This is a genomic window from Hominenteromicrobium mulieris (genome assembly GCF_046197855.1).
GTDB lineage: Bacteria > Bacillota > Clostridia > Oscillospirales > Acutalibacteraceae > Hominenteromicrobium > Hominenteromicrobium mulieris.
Window position 1 is genome coordinate 1,573,103 of sequence record NZ_CP173188.1, and the last position, 15,364, is coordinate 1,588,466.

Here is a 15,364-nt window from a genome sequence, read left to right on the forward strand (position 1 = left end):
GGCTTTTCCTATGCGCTCCGGCGGCCGATTGCTATAAAGTGCAGCTGTTGCTCTAAAAATACGGAATATCCTCCTCTTCCACGCGCTGTACTTCGGCAGTGACGTGAAAGGTAATTTCGGCTTTTGAGAGCTTTTCTGCGCGGCTTTCCCCCATTTCACGCCACACATTTGGCGCGGTGCGGAAAATGACTTCGCTGAGACCTGCGGCATCGGCTCCGTTTGCGTTTTTGAGATAAGCGGCGAGGCGTTCCTCAGTGCAGTTGGCAAGGGCAGTCTCAAAGCGCGGAAATGCTTCGTTCCCTACGTGCTTTGCGGTATTTGTGACGGCAGAAACTTCGGCGATAACATGAATTCTGGCGGTAAACTCGGGCTGTTCTGCTGTGCCTGTGAAGATAATGTTGCTGTTTGTGCTGCGGACTTTAAGCGATACCGTGCCGAAAGCTTCGTCTTTTACGGTGAATTCGCCGCCCGAAAGTGTACCCTGCAAGGCACTAAGCCCCTGTGTTTCCGCCGGCGTGAGCACGGCGCACAGGCGGTAGCTTTGCAGAACGGCTGTGCCGACGGGCGTGGGCAAATCATCGGCGCGCAGAACGGGCAGCGCGGCAGTGGCGTTTACGCCGTAAAGACCGTTTACAAGCTGCAGCAAATTCACGTCTGCCGCGGCCTCGCTGTATTTTGCGCCGTTTGAAAGCTGCATGAAGCGTTCGGCGGTGAGATCCCTTTGTAACAGGACGCTTTCGGCGGTATCTTCTGCGAGGAAAACTTTGGCGGTCGGGCGGGAATCGTAGTGGCGGATAAAGAAATCCAGTTGTTCGGCGATACCGCTTTCTGCGCATTGCATACCGAAAAGGATGGCGGCGTTGTGCGAATACAGCGGCGTGCGGCCGCTTTCGAGCGCGATTTGACTGAGCGCTTCGGGGACGGTATCGCCTTCACCGGAAAAGGTGCTCTGCCCTCCGTCCTCCGTCGTTTCGGAAGCGAGCACCGTCACGCGGCAGCCGGTTGCCGTGCGGTCTACGCCGATTGCGCTGATGAGCAAGCGCTCGTAAAGCTCCGGCGCGCAGCCCGAAGCGGTGAGCGTCAAAATGAGCGAAAGTAAAACGGATGTGAGTGCTTTTTTCATGCGGCGCGTCTCCTCTTCTTTTTGATGCAGTCGAAAAACCAAAGCAAACTCGGCAGCATAGCGCCGGTCAAAACGGAAAACGGCAGCAGATACGCTGTGCGGAACACGGCCCCGACGCGTGCGGCGGAGTCTGTGAGCCATAGGGACAGAACTGCTGTCAGCGCGGCTATGAGTGCTGTCAGCCACGCGCGCGGGCGTGTCGGGATAGGTGTCATGCACACGGCGATGCAGAATAATCCGCAGGCAATACGCACGATGAGCGCCATCATGCTGATGCCGATGAAAAGCGCGTCCAGCCGCTGAATGCCGGCAATCTCCGCGATGGAAGCGAGCGTGTATGCGGGGAAAACTTGCAGCGCGGCGTACTCGCCGAGACACGAGACGATGAAAAACAGAAGCACACCCAAAAACACGGTGATGCCGCCGTTCCAAACGACAAAGCCGAGCACGCGGTGGCTTTTACCGCTTTTTGTATCCGTACTTGTAAGAAACGGCATCAAAACGGCAAACTCGGCAAGCGAAGAACAGCGCGCTGTGAAGACGAGAAACCCCTGTACGGTTTGGTCTGTGCCGTCATAGAAAAGCGGCATGAGATAATGCGGCGTGACGTTCGGCGAGACGGCGAGAAAAATCATCCCCATGCCGAGCATGAACAGCGTGAAAATGCATACCGAGGCGCGCGAGATGGTTTCTATACCGCGAATGGCACCATAAAGTGCGATGCCGAGCACGACAAGGACGATGGAAAAACGCGAAGCGACTGGGTCTGTAGTGTTGACGAGCAGCGTCAGAAAAAGCGAAAGACTGAAAATGTTCATCACTATAAAATAAAGCGCGTAAATTGCGGACATCGGTACAGAAACACCGCGGCCGCAGTTATTCTCTGCGATTTGCAGAAGCGATGCTTCCGGGTGGCTTTTGTGCAGCACGAAAAGCGGCAGAGAAAACACCGTAAGGTACAAAAACAGCCCGAGCGAAGAGAAAATACTTTCAATCAAATTGCTGCCGCCGACGGTTTGCACATTGATTGTGATGCTGACGATGACACGTGAAAGAAACAGCATAAGGTAAAGCTGCAAAGCACTGATCTTGGTTTTCACAGGTGCTTTTCCCCCTTTCCCGCGCCGGGCATGTGTTGTACGAAGGCGTTATGACGCACTAATCGTTTCCATCCCGCGCGTACAAGCACATCCCGCATGGCGGAAAGCCGAAATGGTGCGACCGGGGCCAAAAACGGCACGGAAAAGCTTGTTTTGCCGCAAAGCTCGAATAATAAAAACGTAAAGCCTGCAAGCACGCCCCACACACCCCATATACCGCCCACCAAAATAAAAGTAAGACGCAGTACAGCCATGGGCTCGTATAATTTCGGAATCGTGTACCCGGTAATGACCGTGACGGCGATGACGACGAGCGACGGTGCGCTGACGAGCCCTGCGGAAACGGCGGTCTCGCCGATGACAAGACCGCCCACGATGCCGACAGAGCTGCCGAGCGGTTTCGGTACGCGCAGTCCGGCTTCGCGCATCAGTTCATACATAAAGTAAAGCAAAATCGCTTCTAACATGACGGGAAACGGCGTACTGCGCTCTGCCTGTGCAATGGTAACGAGCAGTGTTTCCGGCAGCAGCTCCGGGTCGTGTGCGGCGATTCCGACATACAGCCCCGGCAGAAAAATCGCGAGGAAAAACGCGATGTATTTCAGCCAGCGCGTGAACGTGGCGTAAAACGGACGGTTTGCATAATCGTCGGCGGTCTGAAAGTTTTCAACGAAGAGATACGGCACGTAAAGCGCTGTGGGCGTGCCGTCTATAAGCAGCCCGATGCGCCCCTCATGCAGTTTGCCACATAAGGTATCGGGGCGCTCGGTAAAACCTACGCGATCAAAAATCGCGGGACGCTCCAAGTAACCCGCCAAATATCCTGCTGCAAGCACGTCTTTTAGATTACATGCGGAAAGCCGCTTTTTGAGTGTGTTAATGATCTTCGGGTCCGCGATGTTTTTTAAATAGCACAGCGCAGCCGGTGTTTGGCTCTCTTCGCCAACCGTCACCTTTTCAAATTTGAGCTCGGTCGTTTTGAGACGGCGTCGTAAAAGCGAAATGTTTGTCTGATAGGTTTCCACAAAGCCTTCGCGGGAGCCGCGCTGCATAACTTCCGTATCGGGCTCATCCACCCCGCGCGCAGCAAAGCCCTGCGTGCCGAACGCGAGCGCTGTCGTACAGTTATCGAGCAGCAGCACCGCAAAGCCGTTCATCATGCGTTCGAGCACTTCGCTGACGGTGGAAAGCTCGGCTTGCTCTACGGCGCACAGCACGTTTTCTTCGATAAACAAAAGCGTTTCTTTGCCGTTATCCGTCGGAATTTTCGCGCGCATCAACGGATTTAAAATGCTCAAAGTAATGTGCTGCTTGCTGACGAGCCCGTCCATGGTGAGCAGCGCGGCCGGTACCGTGCCGACCATAAATTCGCGCTCGATATAATCCATGGCGTTTTCAAATAACCCATTTATATATGTTACGTTTTCCTTTAAGTGTTCAGATAAGTTTTCCATTAGCAGTTTCCTTTCCGCATGGTTCTCCTGTGTAGATTTTACAGAAAGGCTGTATTTTATACGCTCGAAGACGCATAATAGCGACGAAGACATACGGAAAGGAAAACGCCATGTTTATTTCGTTTGTGCGTACGATCATCTTGTATTTTACGATTATTTTGGCTGTTCGCGTTATGGGCAAACGGCAGATCAACCAACTGCAAACGAGTGAATTGGTCGTGACGCTGCTCATCTCCGACCTTGCGGTGATCCCGATGCAGGACAGCGGCCAGCCGCTTTTCAGCGGGCTCATCCCCATTTTGGTGCTCATTGCGCTCGAGGTGCTCGTTTCGGTTTTTATGCTTAAAAGCAGCCGCTTTCACCGTTTGGTGTGCGGCAAGCCGGTCGTCATCATCAAAGATGGGCGTATCATTCAGGAAAACATGCAGGAGCTGCGCATGAGCGTAGAAGACCTTTTTGAGCAACTGCGGCAAAAGGATGTTTTTGTGCTTTCGGATGTGACATATGCCATTGTAGAGACGAACGGCACGCTGAGTGTCGTTAAAAAAGCCGCCGTCGATTACCTGCGTCCGAGCGATATGGGCGTGAAAGTGAAAGACGAGGGTCTTGAAGTCGTTGTGGTGAGCGACGGAGACCTTTCTGTGGGCTCTATGCACTTGTGCGGCAAAAATGAAGAGTGGATACACAGCATATTAAAAAGCGAAGCCGTACCGCTTCCCGAAGTGTTTATTCTAACAGTAAACACAGCCGGACATTATACGCTCATTCGGCGGGACGGCAGCCTAAAAAAGGGAGTGAAAAAATGAAGCGCATGGCCTTTTCAATCGTTTTGGCGGTATTTGCTGTGGCGGTGTGTATCTTTGGTTACTGCAACACGGCAAGATCTGCGAACACACTGATTGTGTCCGCGGAAAATATCGACCGGCTGCTTTCCGACGGTGAAGCGGAAAAAGCCTTGGAGGAAAGCCGAAAATTGCAGGCAGACTGGGAGAAAATACACGATAAACTGTGCGTTTTCCTGCCGCACGAGCATTTGGAGCCGCTGGAAAACATTTTTGCCGTGCTGCCCTATTATATTGAGCAGGAGGAGGTGTCCTTAGCGCGCGCCGAATGCCAGATGGTGAAAAACACGGCGGAGCACATTCAAAAAACAGAGCGCATCGCATTTGAAAATGTGTTTTAAAGCAAAAAACAGCAGCCCCATATCGCGTTGGGACTGCTGCTACATAATCTGAATTTATCGGTTGCGCTCGGCCTTGATCTTATTGAGCTCGTCCATGAACGTATTGATGTCTTTGAATTCACGGTAAACGGAAGCAAAGCGAACATAGGCGACTTCGTCGACCTTCTTGAGCTTATCCATGGCATAAGTGCCGATGAGCGTGGACGGCACTTCGCGGTCGAGCGAGTTTTGCAGGAGCGTTTCAATCTCGTCTACGATGCGCTCCAGTGTTTCAAGCGGTACGGGGCGTTTTTCGCAGGCGCGCAGAAGGCCGTTCAACAGCTTGTTGCGGTCAAAAGCCTCGCGGGATTTATCTTTTTTTACAACGACCACCGGCACAGTCTCAATGACTTCATAGGTCGTAAAGCGTTTTGCACAGTTTAAGCACTCACGGCGGCGGCGAATGCGCTCCCCCTCATCGGTTGGCCTGGAATCGATGACCTTACTTTCACTGTATCCGCAATAGGGACATTTCATGGAAAACCCTCCAAAGTTCTAACACACCAAATCTGTCTCTTAAAGTAGTGTTATTATACAACAGTTTTCGGGGAAAAATCAAGCGAAACCGTATACTTTTTTCTATTTTGACCTTAAAATCGGAAAGAAACGTCAAATCTCTGCGATTTTCGCCCGCAGGGCGTGATTTTGTCCCGGTTTTTGCTTGATTTGAAGACTATCTTTCGGTATAATAAAACGGAATATGAACCGAGGAGAACAACTATGGCAATACTTACGGTGAACAACATAAAAAAGATGTTCGGCACCGATGTGATCATTCAGGATATTACATTTGAAGTGCAGAAAGGCGACCGTATTGGCCTTGTGGGCATTAACGGCTCCGGAAAGACGACGCTTTTCAAGGTACTGAACGGAGAATATACGGCGGACGAAGGCACCTTTACCCCGGCGCGCGAAACGTCCATCGGCTACATGGAGCAGCATGTTTGCCGCGATATGGAAAAACCGGCGTTTGACGAAGTGATGACGGTGTTCGCGCCGCTGCTCAAAATGGAAGCAGAGATAGAAGTGCTCACGACGAAAATTTCGGAAATGCCGGAAAACCTTAACGAACTTATCGAAAAGCAGGCGGAGTTAAACGATCGTTTCATCGAAGACGGTGGCCTCACCTGCCGCAACCGTGCAAAAAGCACACTCATCGGCCTCGGCTTTGCGCCGGAGCAGATCTATGCTCCTATCGGTGTTTTGAGCGGCGGACAAAAAGCGAAAATTCAACTCGCAAAAATGCTGCTCGGCGAATCGAATTTGCTGTTGCTGGACGAGCCGACGAACCACCTTGATATTCCGTCTGTTGAATGGCTGGAGGATTTTCTGAAGAATTACAACGGCTCGTACATCGTTATTTCGCACGACCGTTATTTCCTTGATGCTGTGACGAACCGCACATTTGAGATTGAAAACACGCATTTGACAGAATATAAGGGCAATTATACGAAATATTTGCAGCTGAAAGAAGAAAACCGCCTTGCGATGCAGCGCGTCTACGATAACACCCAGCGCGAGATCAAGCGCATTGAGGGCATCATTGAGCAGCAGAAGCGGTTCAATCAGGAGCGCAACTATGTGACGATTGCGAGCAAGCAGAAGTCCATTGACCGTTTGCAGGCGACGCTTGAAAAGCCGGAGGATGATCCGGATACCATCAAATTTCAGTTTAAGGCGAGCCAGCGCGGCGGCAATGATGTTCTGGAAGCGGAAGAGCTTGCCCTCTCATTCGGCGACCACAGGCTCTTTAAAAATGTGAATCTCGATATCAAACGCGGCGAAAAGGTGTTCCTCATCGGCCCGAACGGCTGCGGAAAAACGTCTTTGCTGAAAGTGCTGTTGCACATTTATAAGCAAACCTTCGGCGATTTCCGCTTTGGCGCGAATATCGACATCGGCTACTACGATCAGGCGCAAGGCAATTTAGATGAGAGTAAGACGGTTATCGATGAGATCTGGGATCTGCACCCCTACATGACGCAGACGCAGGTGCGTAGCGCATTGGCGGTGTTCCTTTTTAAAGGCGAAGACGTGTATAAGCCCGTGAAAGGGCTTTCCGGCGGCGAGCGTGCGCGCGTGCTGCTTTTAAAGCTGATGCTTTCCAAAGCGAACCTTTTGATCCTCGACGAACCGACGAACCACCTCGATATCGGCTCCTGCGAGGCGCTTGAAAACGCACTTTTGGGCTACGATGGCACGCTGTTCGTCGTTTCGCATGACCGTTATCTTATCAACAAGCTTGCGGATAAAATCTACTATCTCACCCCTTCCGGCACAACGCTGTACCTCGGCAACTACGACGCATATCTTGAGGCCCGTCAAAAGCAGGAAGCCGCAAAAGCCGCTGCCGAAGCGGAAAATAAAAACGCTGTGCCGAAAGCCAATACAGTCTATAAACAAAAGAAAGAGCGTGCCTCTGAAATTCGGAAGCGCCGTGCCGCACTTTCGAAATGCGAGCGCGAGATCGAAGCGGCGGAAGCGGAAATTGACACGCTGAACGGGCAGCTCTCCAACCCCGAGACGGCGAGCGATTACGAAAAAATGATGGAAATCACGAATAAGATCACTGAGCAAAAGGCGCTTGCGGACAGTCTGATGAACGACTGGACGGAGCTGACGCTTTGGCTGGAAGAAAACGACGTGTGACGAAAGGAAATTAAAATATATGATGAAAGCAAAGGTCATCACCCTCGGCTGCAAGGTGAACCAGTATGAATCGGAAGCGATGCTCTCTTCCCTTTTGCAGCACGGCTTTGCCGCAGCGGAAGACAAGGAAACAGCGGACGTCGTAATCCTCAACTCCTGCACGGTCACGGCCGAAAGTGACCGCAAGGTGCGGCAGATTTTTCGCCGCGCGAAAAAAGATAACCCGGATGCCGTTATGGTGCTGACGGGCTGCATGGCACAGGCGTTCCCGGAGGACGCAAGGCGACTGGAGGAAGCCGATATTATCCTCGGCACCTCGAACCGCAAGCGTCTGGTGCCGGATCTGCTGGCGTTTCTTTCTGCACGCCAGCGCATCATCGACATTGCGCCGCACACGAACGACGAAAAATTTGAGAATCTCAATGTGGAGAACTTTACAGGCCGCACGCGTGCATTTGTGAAGATTGAAGACGGGTGCAACCGCTTTTGCTCATACTGCATCATCCCCTATGCCCGCGGCCGTGTGCGCTCGAAGCCGCTTGAAGACCTCAAGGCGGAGCTTGCGGGGCTTGGCGCGAACGGCTACAAAGAAGTGGTGCTGACGGGCATCAACCTTTCGGCATACGGACAGGAGTTCGGTCTGCATCTGTGTGACGCCATTGAAGCGGCCTGCGCTACGCCGGGTATTGAGCGTGTGCGCCTCGGCTCCTTGGAGCCGGAGCAGCTTTCGGAAGACGTGATCCGGCGCATGGCAAAGCAGAAAAAGCTGTGCCCGCAGTTCCACCTCTCCTTGCAAAGCGGCTGCGATGCGACTTTAAAGCGCATGAACCGCCACTACACCGCAGACGAATACCGCACCATCGTGCGCAACCTGCGCGCAGCGTTTGAAAATGCTGCCATCACGACGGACATCATGGTCGGCTTCGCGGGCGAAACGGATGAAGAATTTGCGGAATCTTTGGCGTTTGCAGAAGAGATCGCATTTGCGAAAGTACACGTGTTTGCCTATTCCCGCCGCCCCGGCACTCGTGCCTATGACATGGGCGATCAGCTGACGAATGCCGTAAAGGAAGCGCGCAGCCACGAGATGATCCGCGTGACGACCGCAACGCAGCAGGCGTTTTTTAAAGCGCAAATCGGTCGCACGGAGGAAGTGCTTTTCGAGCGTGAGATTCAAAAAGGCGTTTGGGAGGGATACTCCATGAACTATACACCTGTTGCGGTGGCAAGCGGTACGTCCCTTGCGGGCGAGATTCGCTCTGTGCGCATTGAGAGCTGCACCGATACGCACTGCATGGGTGCCGTGTTGTAAAATTCACCTCGAAAGAAGGCAATTCCCTCTCTACCGGAATTCATCGAGGAATACATGTAAACAAAAACGACCGAAAGCGCGGTGCAAAGGCTTTCGGTCGTTTTTGCGTATATTTAAGTTTAGAAAATCAAATTTACAAGCATGCCGGTCACGACGGAGCAGGCGTACAGCGTACCGACGATGGCGAGGTTCTCTTTTACGCGGTGGTTTGTGCGGAACAGCACGACGAGGCCCACGCCTGCACCGGCGCATAAGCCCGCCACGCAGGAGCCGAATTGCAGGCTGCCCAGCGTGAACAGCTCCGTTAAGATCACGGATGCCGCACAGTTCGGAATGAGTCCAATGAGTGCCGTCAGGAACGGCTGAAAGACGCTGCCGTTTAAAAGTAAGCCGGAAATGCGGTCTTCCCCGATAAAATAAATGGCATAGCCGAGCACGAGGTTTACGACGAGGATAAAGAGAAAAATGCTGATCGTGTGGTGCAAGGCGGAGTGCAACAGGCTGTGGTGGTCGCAGTCGCAGTCCGCGCACAGCTCCTCAAACGGTTTCTCTTTTTTAGGGTGGAAAAAGCGCTGTAAAATGAGGTCGGCCAGAAAGCCGAACACGATGCCGGAGGCGACTTTGATGAGCAGCATCGGCAAAATGTACCGCATCTGCTCCGGGTGTGAGAACAGAATCGGCAGGGCTTCATCGCTTGTGGAAAGGAACACGGCGAGCAGTGTGCCGACTGTGATGATGCGTCCGGCGTAGAAATTTGCTGCCGCCACGGAGAAGCCGCACTGCGGCACAACGCCGAGGAGCGCGCCGCCGATGGGGCCGAATTTGCCGAGCTTTTGCAGACCGCGTTCCATTTTGCTGCTTGCACGGTGCTCTAAATACTCAATGAGAAAGTACGCGGCAAACAGAAACGGCAGCGTTTTTAACGAATCGATGAGTGCGTCGAGAAAGACATCCAGCATAAATAAATCCTTTCAAGGTAGAGGTAGCCCGTCGAAACGACGGGATTGCGATGCCCGAAAACACAAAAAGTGGTATACAGGCTTCGAGCCAGTATACCACAATTTTGCCGGATTGACAAGTAAAAATCAGAGCCGATTTTTACCAGATTTCTGCGTTTTTTGCGCAATGTTGGCGCACTTTTGCTGCCCGTACCTCTACAAAGCAGCCGCACAGCGCACACATGCCGTTGACTAAGTGGTCGCATGATGTGCATTTTTTCAAACGGTCTTTGTAAAGTGCATCCGGGGCTTTCTGCTCCGGGGGAATGTTTTCGATATATTCGTAGATCGAGTGAAAATAATCTGTGTCGCTGAGGTCTTTCAGCAAACACCGCCTGCAGGGAATGCGTTCCATCAGGAGACCGTGATTTCCATGACGGCACACGCCGGAATATTGAAGTGCAGGTTGTTGTTTTCAAGCGTCAGCGCGTCGAAATCCGTAATCTTGACGTCTTCGGGATGGTCGAAGTCGTTGTATGCGCCGATAGAGTTTGTCAAAATGCGTGCAGATGCCGTATTGTACTTCTTGCCGGTCAGCGCACAGTCGATCGGGTACGCGGTGTCGGCGGAAATGTTCGCGAGCGTGATATGCACGACGCCGTTTTCGTCTTCCGAGGCGGAAACCGTGAGGTTCGGTACGCCGGCGTAGACCCCCTCCGTTTCGAGGTGGCTATTCAAAAGCGTTGCATCGTGATGGTGCTTATAAAGATCGAATACATGGTATGTCGGCGTAAGCACCATTTTCTCTCCCTCGGTGAGGATGACGGACTGCAAAACGTTTACAAGCTGTGCGATGTTTGCCATGACGACACGGTCACTGTGTGCATTGAAAATGTTCAGCGTTACAGCGGCGACAATGGCGTCGCGCATGGTATTCTGCTGATACAGGAAGCCCGGATTCGTGCCCGGTTCCACATCGTACCATGTACCCCACTCGTCTACGATCAGACCGACTTTGTGCTCGGGATCGTAATGGCTCATGATCTCCGTGTGGCGTGTGATAAGTTCTTCCATGTGTAATGCCTTGCGAACAGTCTCGTAATACATGTCGGTATCAAAGCCTGTTGCAGCTGTTTTCTTCTCCCATGTGCCCGGCACGGTGTAATAGTGCAGGCTGAGGCCGTTCATGTAGTTGCCCGCAATGCGCATGACCTCTTCTGTCCAGTTGTAATCGTCGGCGATGCCCGGGCCGCAGGCAATGCGGAACACGTGGTTGTCGCCGTAATCGCGGACGTAGGTCTGGAAGCGGCGGTAGAGGTCGGCATAATAGGACGGGCGCATATTGCCGCCGCAGCCCCAGTTTTCATTGCCGACACCGAAGTATTTCACCTTCCACGGCTCGGCATGACCGTTTTTGGCGCGCAGGTCCGCCATGGGCGAAATGCCATCAAACGTCATGTACTCCATCCACTCGCTCATTTCCTGCACGGTGCCGGAGCCTACGTTGCCGTTGATGTACGGCTCGCAGCCGACCTGACGGCAGAATTCTAAGAATTCGTGCGTGCCGAAGGTGTTATCCTCCACAACACCGCCCCAGTGCGTGTTGACCATCTTTTTGCGTGTCTCCTTGGGGCCGATGCCGTCTTTCCAGTGGTATTCATCTGCAAAACAGCCGCCCGGCCAGCGCAGCACCGGCAGCTTAATAGCTTTCAGCGCTTCCACAATATCGGTTCGCATGCCGTTTACGTTTGGAATGTCGCTGTTTTCGCCAACATAAATGCCGTTATAAATGCAGCGTCCGAGGTGCTCGGAAAAATTGCCGTAGATATTGCGGTTGATCTTGCTTTTCTTTTCGTCAGTATGAATGGAAAGTTTTGCCATTTTAAAAATTCCTCCACTTAAAATCGGCGATAAGCATCGCCGTGTGTATGTTCAATATAGCATACAAGAGTACGAATGTCAAGAGTTGTACGTACAAATATTTATCGGCGCGCGTCGACCGTCCAATGCTCTGTGATGACATGGTTTTCCGCGACGAGTACTTTAATTCCCAAACCAGCCGAGCACGACGTTTCGTTTTGCGACTTCGGATTGAAGCGCGTGCAGACAATTCAGGTCATTCTCAAGCGCGTAGAAATGCGTTTTGGGGAATTTCTTTACGAGCGAGAGAAACGCTTTAATGTTCGGTCCGACAAGCGGATAGTGAACTGCACCCCATCTGTTAGTATAGTATATCATACTTGTCTAACAAATGGGGTGCAGTTCATTCTTAGCGCGGTGCTGTTTTGTTCTATCAGAGAAAAATAGGTCTGCACACAAAGAAGCTACTCATTTTTCTATACGAATAGGGCTTAAACCTACACATCTGCCGGTTCGGGCACATCGTCGTTGATGATGGACTTCTTCTTCCAACGGCCCATGCGGAACGCGATGGAGGTAAGCACGGCACCCATGACCCAGCTTATGAGCAGGGAGATGAACAGCGCATCTGCAGAGTGCATCAGTGCTGCGAGGCCGTATGCGATCGGCACACGGATAACGATGGTCGTGATGAGGGAGATCCACATTGGGGTCATCGTATCGCCCGCGCCGCGCATAACGCCGGAAAGGATCTGCGTGACGGCCATTGCAATGTAACCGATGGAGAGAATGCGCATCATATGCATGCCGGTATCAATGACGTCCGGCGTACTCGTAAACATTTCCATGAGATAACGGCCGAAGAACAGGATCAGCGCAACAAGTACCACGGAAACGGAAAGGCCGAGCTTTAAGCCGTCCTTTGTGCCCTTTTCCACGCGATCCAAACGACCTGCGCCGATGTTCTGGCCGGTGAAGGTCGTCGTTGCCGTACCGAAGGTGAAGTTCGGCATCATGGCAAAGCCGTCCACGCGCATAACAACGGTGGAAACCGCGATGATCGTGGTACCGAAGCTGTTTGTAAGGGACTGCACGACCAGCATGGCGAGCGAGAACACCGCTTGTGTGAGACCGCTGGGCAGACCCAAACGGATGAGCTGGAACAAAAGCGCTTTTGTCGGCCACAGGGTGCGCCACGTGATGTGCAATACGTCACGCATTAAGAGCAGACGCACAAGACACAGGATGCCGGAGACTGCCTGCGAGATGATGGTTGCCCACGCAGCGCCCGCAACGCCCATTTTAAAGCCCGCGACAAACCAGATATCCAGACCAATGTTCATGCCGCATGCCACGAGCAGGAAAATGAGCGGCATGACGGAATCGCCGAGGCCGCGCAGAATGCCGGAAATAATGTTGTAATATGCGCTGCCGAGAATACCGAGGAAATTGATGATGAGATAATCACACGACATAGTGTAAATATCCTGCGGTGTTTGCAGTGCAGACATGATCGGGTGTGTAATGAGCGGGCCCACGACCATGACGAAGATGGAAACCGCAAAGGTTGCCGTGATCGCCGTACCTGCAGAATGCGAAAGTCGCTTTTTGTCTTTTGCACCGAAACACTGCGATGCCATGATGCTGGCACCGACCGATACGCCCATGAACAGTACAAGCAGCAGGTTGATGATCGGGCCGCTGGCACCGATGGCGGCCAACGCGCTGTCACCCACATAATTGCCGACCACAATGGAGTCCACCGTGCTGTACAGCTGCTGCGCCAAGTTGCCGATGAGAAGCGGTGTGGAAAACCGAATGAGATTTGTCGCCGGGTTGCCCACCGTCATATCCTGCGCTCCGAAAAATGCAGAGAGCTTTCCTGCCATAATAAAGAATATCCTCCTCGCCCTGAGATATACTCGAAATTTGGTGATTTTGCAAGCATATAGCCTTACAAAATCACTTGTGTTTTATTGCTTCCGAATATTCTCCAAAAGATTTAACGCTTAACAGTATATCAAAAAAGGCGAAAGAGGTCAATTAAATACAAAGAAGATAATTAAATTTTGGTATTTTGCCGAATTTAATGGTTGATTTATAGCGAAATTAGCAAACAATTTCGTCAGAGATTCATAACGCGGAACGGTGTGTGAAAATGTGCTTCTCCCCTATTTTGCGGCGAATGTATTGGCTTTTTGCAGAACGGTCATTACCGTTCTGCGCCAGATGTCGAAAAGAACGCGGCGGGCATCACAATCCAGCGCAGAGCCGAGCACGGTAAACAGCAAAAGGCTGAATATGCAAAATACGGCGGCTGATAGGAGCAGCGCGGGATATGAGTTGAGTGGAAGCGGCAGAGCTTTTGCGGAAAACCACAACAGAACGAACAATACCCCGTTGCACAGGAATTTTCGGTAAGTACGCCGTGCAGGTGCATGCAGCAGCTTGTGGGATGCGTAGAAAATCATATCGTTCGTGCGATATAAAAGCGCTGCAATCGTCCCGATGAGCACGCCGTACATGCCAAGCGGCACCACAAGTAAAAGCGATATGAGAAGATTGATGACGGATTCGATGACGGAACGGTTCTGCGTTTTTTGAAAATGCCCGGCGTATTCGATGACGCGCTGCGCGGCTGCACGTCCGTTTGAGAGCAGGTACGTGCAGACAAAAAGATGCGGCAAAACGGGATCGAGATACGAAATATCCGTCACACCGGCGGTGTAGAGCTTCAAAAACGGCAGAATGAACACATCCGCCGTGAGATACAGCGCAAATGTGAGCGCCATATTGTATGTTTCAAATGCGCGGTAAAGCCGCAAAAAATGCGCGCGGTCGGTGTGATAGGTTTGCCCCAGGGCGAACGACACGCTGCCGTTTATGGCGGAGACCGCCGTGCCGACCATGCCGAAAAGCATCACGTACATGGAGTAGACGCTCGTTGTTTTCAGTCCGCAGACGACAGAGAGCAGTAAAACATCGGTGTTTTGAAAGATGAGCCCGGAGATCTGGTGTACGAGCACGGCACGGTGCTGTGCGGTGGCGGTTGTATCGGGCGGCACGGCGCGGTTAAGCCAGCTATACTGTTTTTTGGCGTAGAGTGTGAGCAGTACGGTTTGCAGTAAGCCGCACAAAAAGCAGAGCAGCTGTACGGCGATGAGCGAAAGTCCGCAAATTAGCAGTATGATTTTGCCGATACTGATGGAAACAGTTAAAAGCAGGTTGGCGTTGATGAGCACGTATCCTCTGCCCTCTGCCTGCAAAAGCACGCGGTATTTTGCCTGAAACAGAAAGCGCACGGCTTGTCCCATGCTGCCGAGCAAAACCGTGAGCAATACGGTAAAAAACGGTAGTTCGGTTTTGATGAAAAACGGAAACAGCACTGAAAGTCCGCAAACGAGTACGGCATAAGCGATGCCGACTTTGGCATATTCCCGGCGAATCGCATTGAAGATACCGCTGACGGCGGCTCTGTCCTGTTCGGCGGCGGGTTTATAAAGTGCCTGCAGCGCTGCCGTGCCGATACCGCTTTCAAGCAGGTCAAGATACACAAGCGCCTGCTGTGTAGCGGAGAGCAGGCCGTTGGCTTCGGAACCGAGCTGCACGAGCACGAGCCGCGGAATGATAACGCCGAGTGCGACGGAAACAAACTGGCTGAAAAGCCCGGAAAAGGCATTGAAAAAGCACCTTTTGGCACGCATGG

14 protein-coding genes are annotated in these 15,364 nt (G+C 52.3%); 4 read left to right on the forward strand and 10 right to left on the reverse strand.

Features of this window, described 5'->3' with window-relative positions; genetic code table 11:
- Positions 1 to 52 precede the first annotated feature (52 nt).
- Genes ACI0CA_RS07655 through ACI0CA_RS07665 form a run of 3 tightly spaced genes read right to left on the reverse strand, consistent with a single transcriptional unit; the run spans position 53 to position 3,677 of the window.
- Positions 53 to 1,123, reverse strand: coding sequence for a Ger(x)C family spore germination protein (locus ACI0CA_RS07655; RefSeq protein ID WP_308448342.1), 1,071 nt, complete (start codon positions 1,121 to 1,123; stop codon positions 53 to 55).
- A complete protein-coding gene (locus ACI0CA_RS07660) occupies positions 1,120 to 2,223 on the reverse strand; it encodes a GerAB/ArcD/ProY family transporter (protein WP_308448343.1) in 1,104 nt (367 codons plus the stop codon). Before ACI0CA_RS07660 ends, ACI0CA_RS07655 begins: the two co-directional genes overlap by 4 nt.
- Positions 2,220 to 3,677 (reverse strand): spore germination protein, encoded by a 1,458-nt coding sequence (locus ACI0CA_RS07665; RefSeq protein ID WP_446806367.1) that lies wholly within the window; start codon positions 3,675 to 3,677, stop codon positions 2,220 to 2,222. The genes ACI0CA_RS07660 and ACI0CA_RS07665 overlap by 4 nt, the downstream gene beginning before the upstream one ends.
- 110 nt (positions 3,678 to 3,787) lie before the next feature.
- Between ACI0CA_RS07665 and ACI0CA_RS07670 the strand changes: the two genes are divergently transcribed.
- Together ACI0CA_RS07670 and ACI0CA_RS07675 are read left to right on the forward strand one after the other, a co-directional pair.
- A complete protein-coding gene (locus ACI0CA_RS07670; protein ID WP_395590695.1) occupies positions 3,788 to 4,483 on the forward strand; it encodes a DUF421 domain-containing protein in 696 nt (231 codons plus the stop codon).
- Positions 4,480 to 4,860 (forward strand): DUF4363 family protein, encoded by a 381-nt coding sequence (locus tag ACI0CA_RS07675; protein WP_316518961.1) that lies wholly within the window; start codon positions 4,480 to 4,482, stop codon positions 4,858 to 4,860. The genes ACI0CA_RS07670 and ACI0CA_RS07675 overlap by 4 nt, the downstream gene beginning before the upstream one ends.
- 54 nt (positions 4,861 to 4,914) lie before the next feature.
- Here the strand turns inward: ACI0CA_RS07675 and nrdR are convergent, their stop codons facing one another.
- Positions 4,915 to 5,376 (reverse strand): transcriptional regulator NrdR, encoded by a 462-nt coding sequence (gene nrdR / locus ACI0CA_RS07680; RefSeq protein WP_176821179.1) that lies wholly within the window; start codon positions 5,374 to 5,376, stop codon positions 4,915 to 4,917.
- Positions 5,377 to 5,634: 258 nt separating this feature from the next.
- On the opposite strand from nrdR, the gene ACI0CA_RS07685 reads away from it, so the two are divergent.
- Entirely contained in the window at positions 5,635 to 7,548 is a 1,914-nt protein-coding gene (locus ACI0CA_RS07685; protein ID WP_446807071.1) for an ABC-F family ATP-binding cassette domain-containing protein, read from the forward strand.
- A gap of 19 nt (positions 7,549 to 7,567) precedes the next feature.
- Entirely contained in the window at positions 7,568 to 8,860 is a 1,293-nt protein-coding gene (mtaB, locus tag ACI0CA_RS07690; RefSeq protein ID WP_308448349.1) for a tRNA (N(6)-L-threonylcarbamoyladenosine(37)-C(2))-methylthiotransferase MtaB, read from the forward strand.
- 119 nt (positions 8,861 to 8,979) lie between these two features.
- Here the strand turns inward: mtaB and ACI0CA_RS07695 are convergent, their stop codons facing one another.
- From ACI0CA_RS07695 to ACI0CA_RS07720, 6 genes are all read right to left on the reverse strand, one after another.
- Positions 8,980 to 9,819 (reverse strand): putative manganese transporter, encoded by an 840-nt coding sequence (locus tag ACI0CA_RS07695; RefSeq protein ID WP_308448350.1) that lies wholly within the window; start codon positions 9,817 to 9,819, stop codon positions 8,980 to 8,982.
- 139 nt (positions 9,820 to 9,958) lie between these two features.
- Positions 9,959 to 10,213 (reverse strand): DUF6171 family protein, encoded by a 255-nt coding sequence (locus ACI0CA_RS07700; protein ID WP_308448351.1) that lies wholly within the window; start codon positions 10,211 to 10,213, stop codon positions 9,959 to 9,961.
- Complete coding sequence (locus tag ACI0CA_RS07705) at positions 10,213 to 11,679, reverse strand: alpha-N-arabinofuranosidase (protein WP_308448352.1); 1,467 nt, start codon at positions 11,677 to 11,679, stop codon at positions 10,213 to 10,215. Before ACI0CA_RS07705 ends, ACI0CA_RS07700 begins: the two co-directional genes overlap by 1 nt.
- Positions 11,680 to 11,841: 162 nt before the next feature.
- Positions 11,842 to 12,036: a hypothetical protein gene (locus ACI0CA_RS07710; RefSeq protein WP_412358600.1), complete on the reverse strand. Its 195-nt coding sequence runs from the start codon at positions 12,034 to 12,036 to the stop codon at positions 11,842 to 11,844.
- A gap of 119 nt (positions 12,037 to 12,155) precedes the next feature.
- Positions 12,156 to 13,547 (reverse strand): MATE family efflux transporter, encoded by a 1,392-nt coding sequence (locus ACI0CA_RS07715; RefSeq protein ID WP_308448353.1) that lies wholly within the window; start codon positions 13,545 to 13,547, stop codon positions 12,156 to 12,158.
- 282 nt (positions 13,548 to 13,829) lie between these two features.
- Positions 13,830 to 15,362 carry a lipopolysaccharide biosynthesis protein gene (locus tag ACI0CA_RS07720; protein ID WP_308448354.1) on the reverse strand — a complete coding sequence of 511 codons (1,533 nt, stop codon included), beginning with the start codon at positions 15,360 to 15,362 and terminating at the stop codon, positions 13,830 to 13,832.
- Between the last annotated feature and the right edge of the window lie 2 nt (positions 15,363 to 15,364).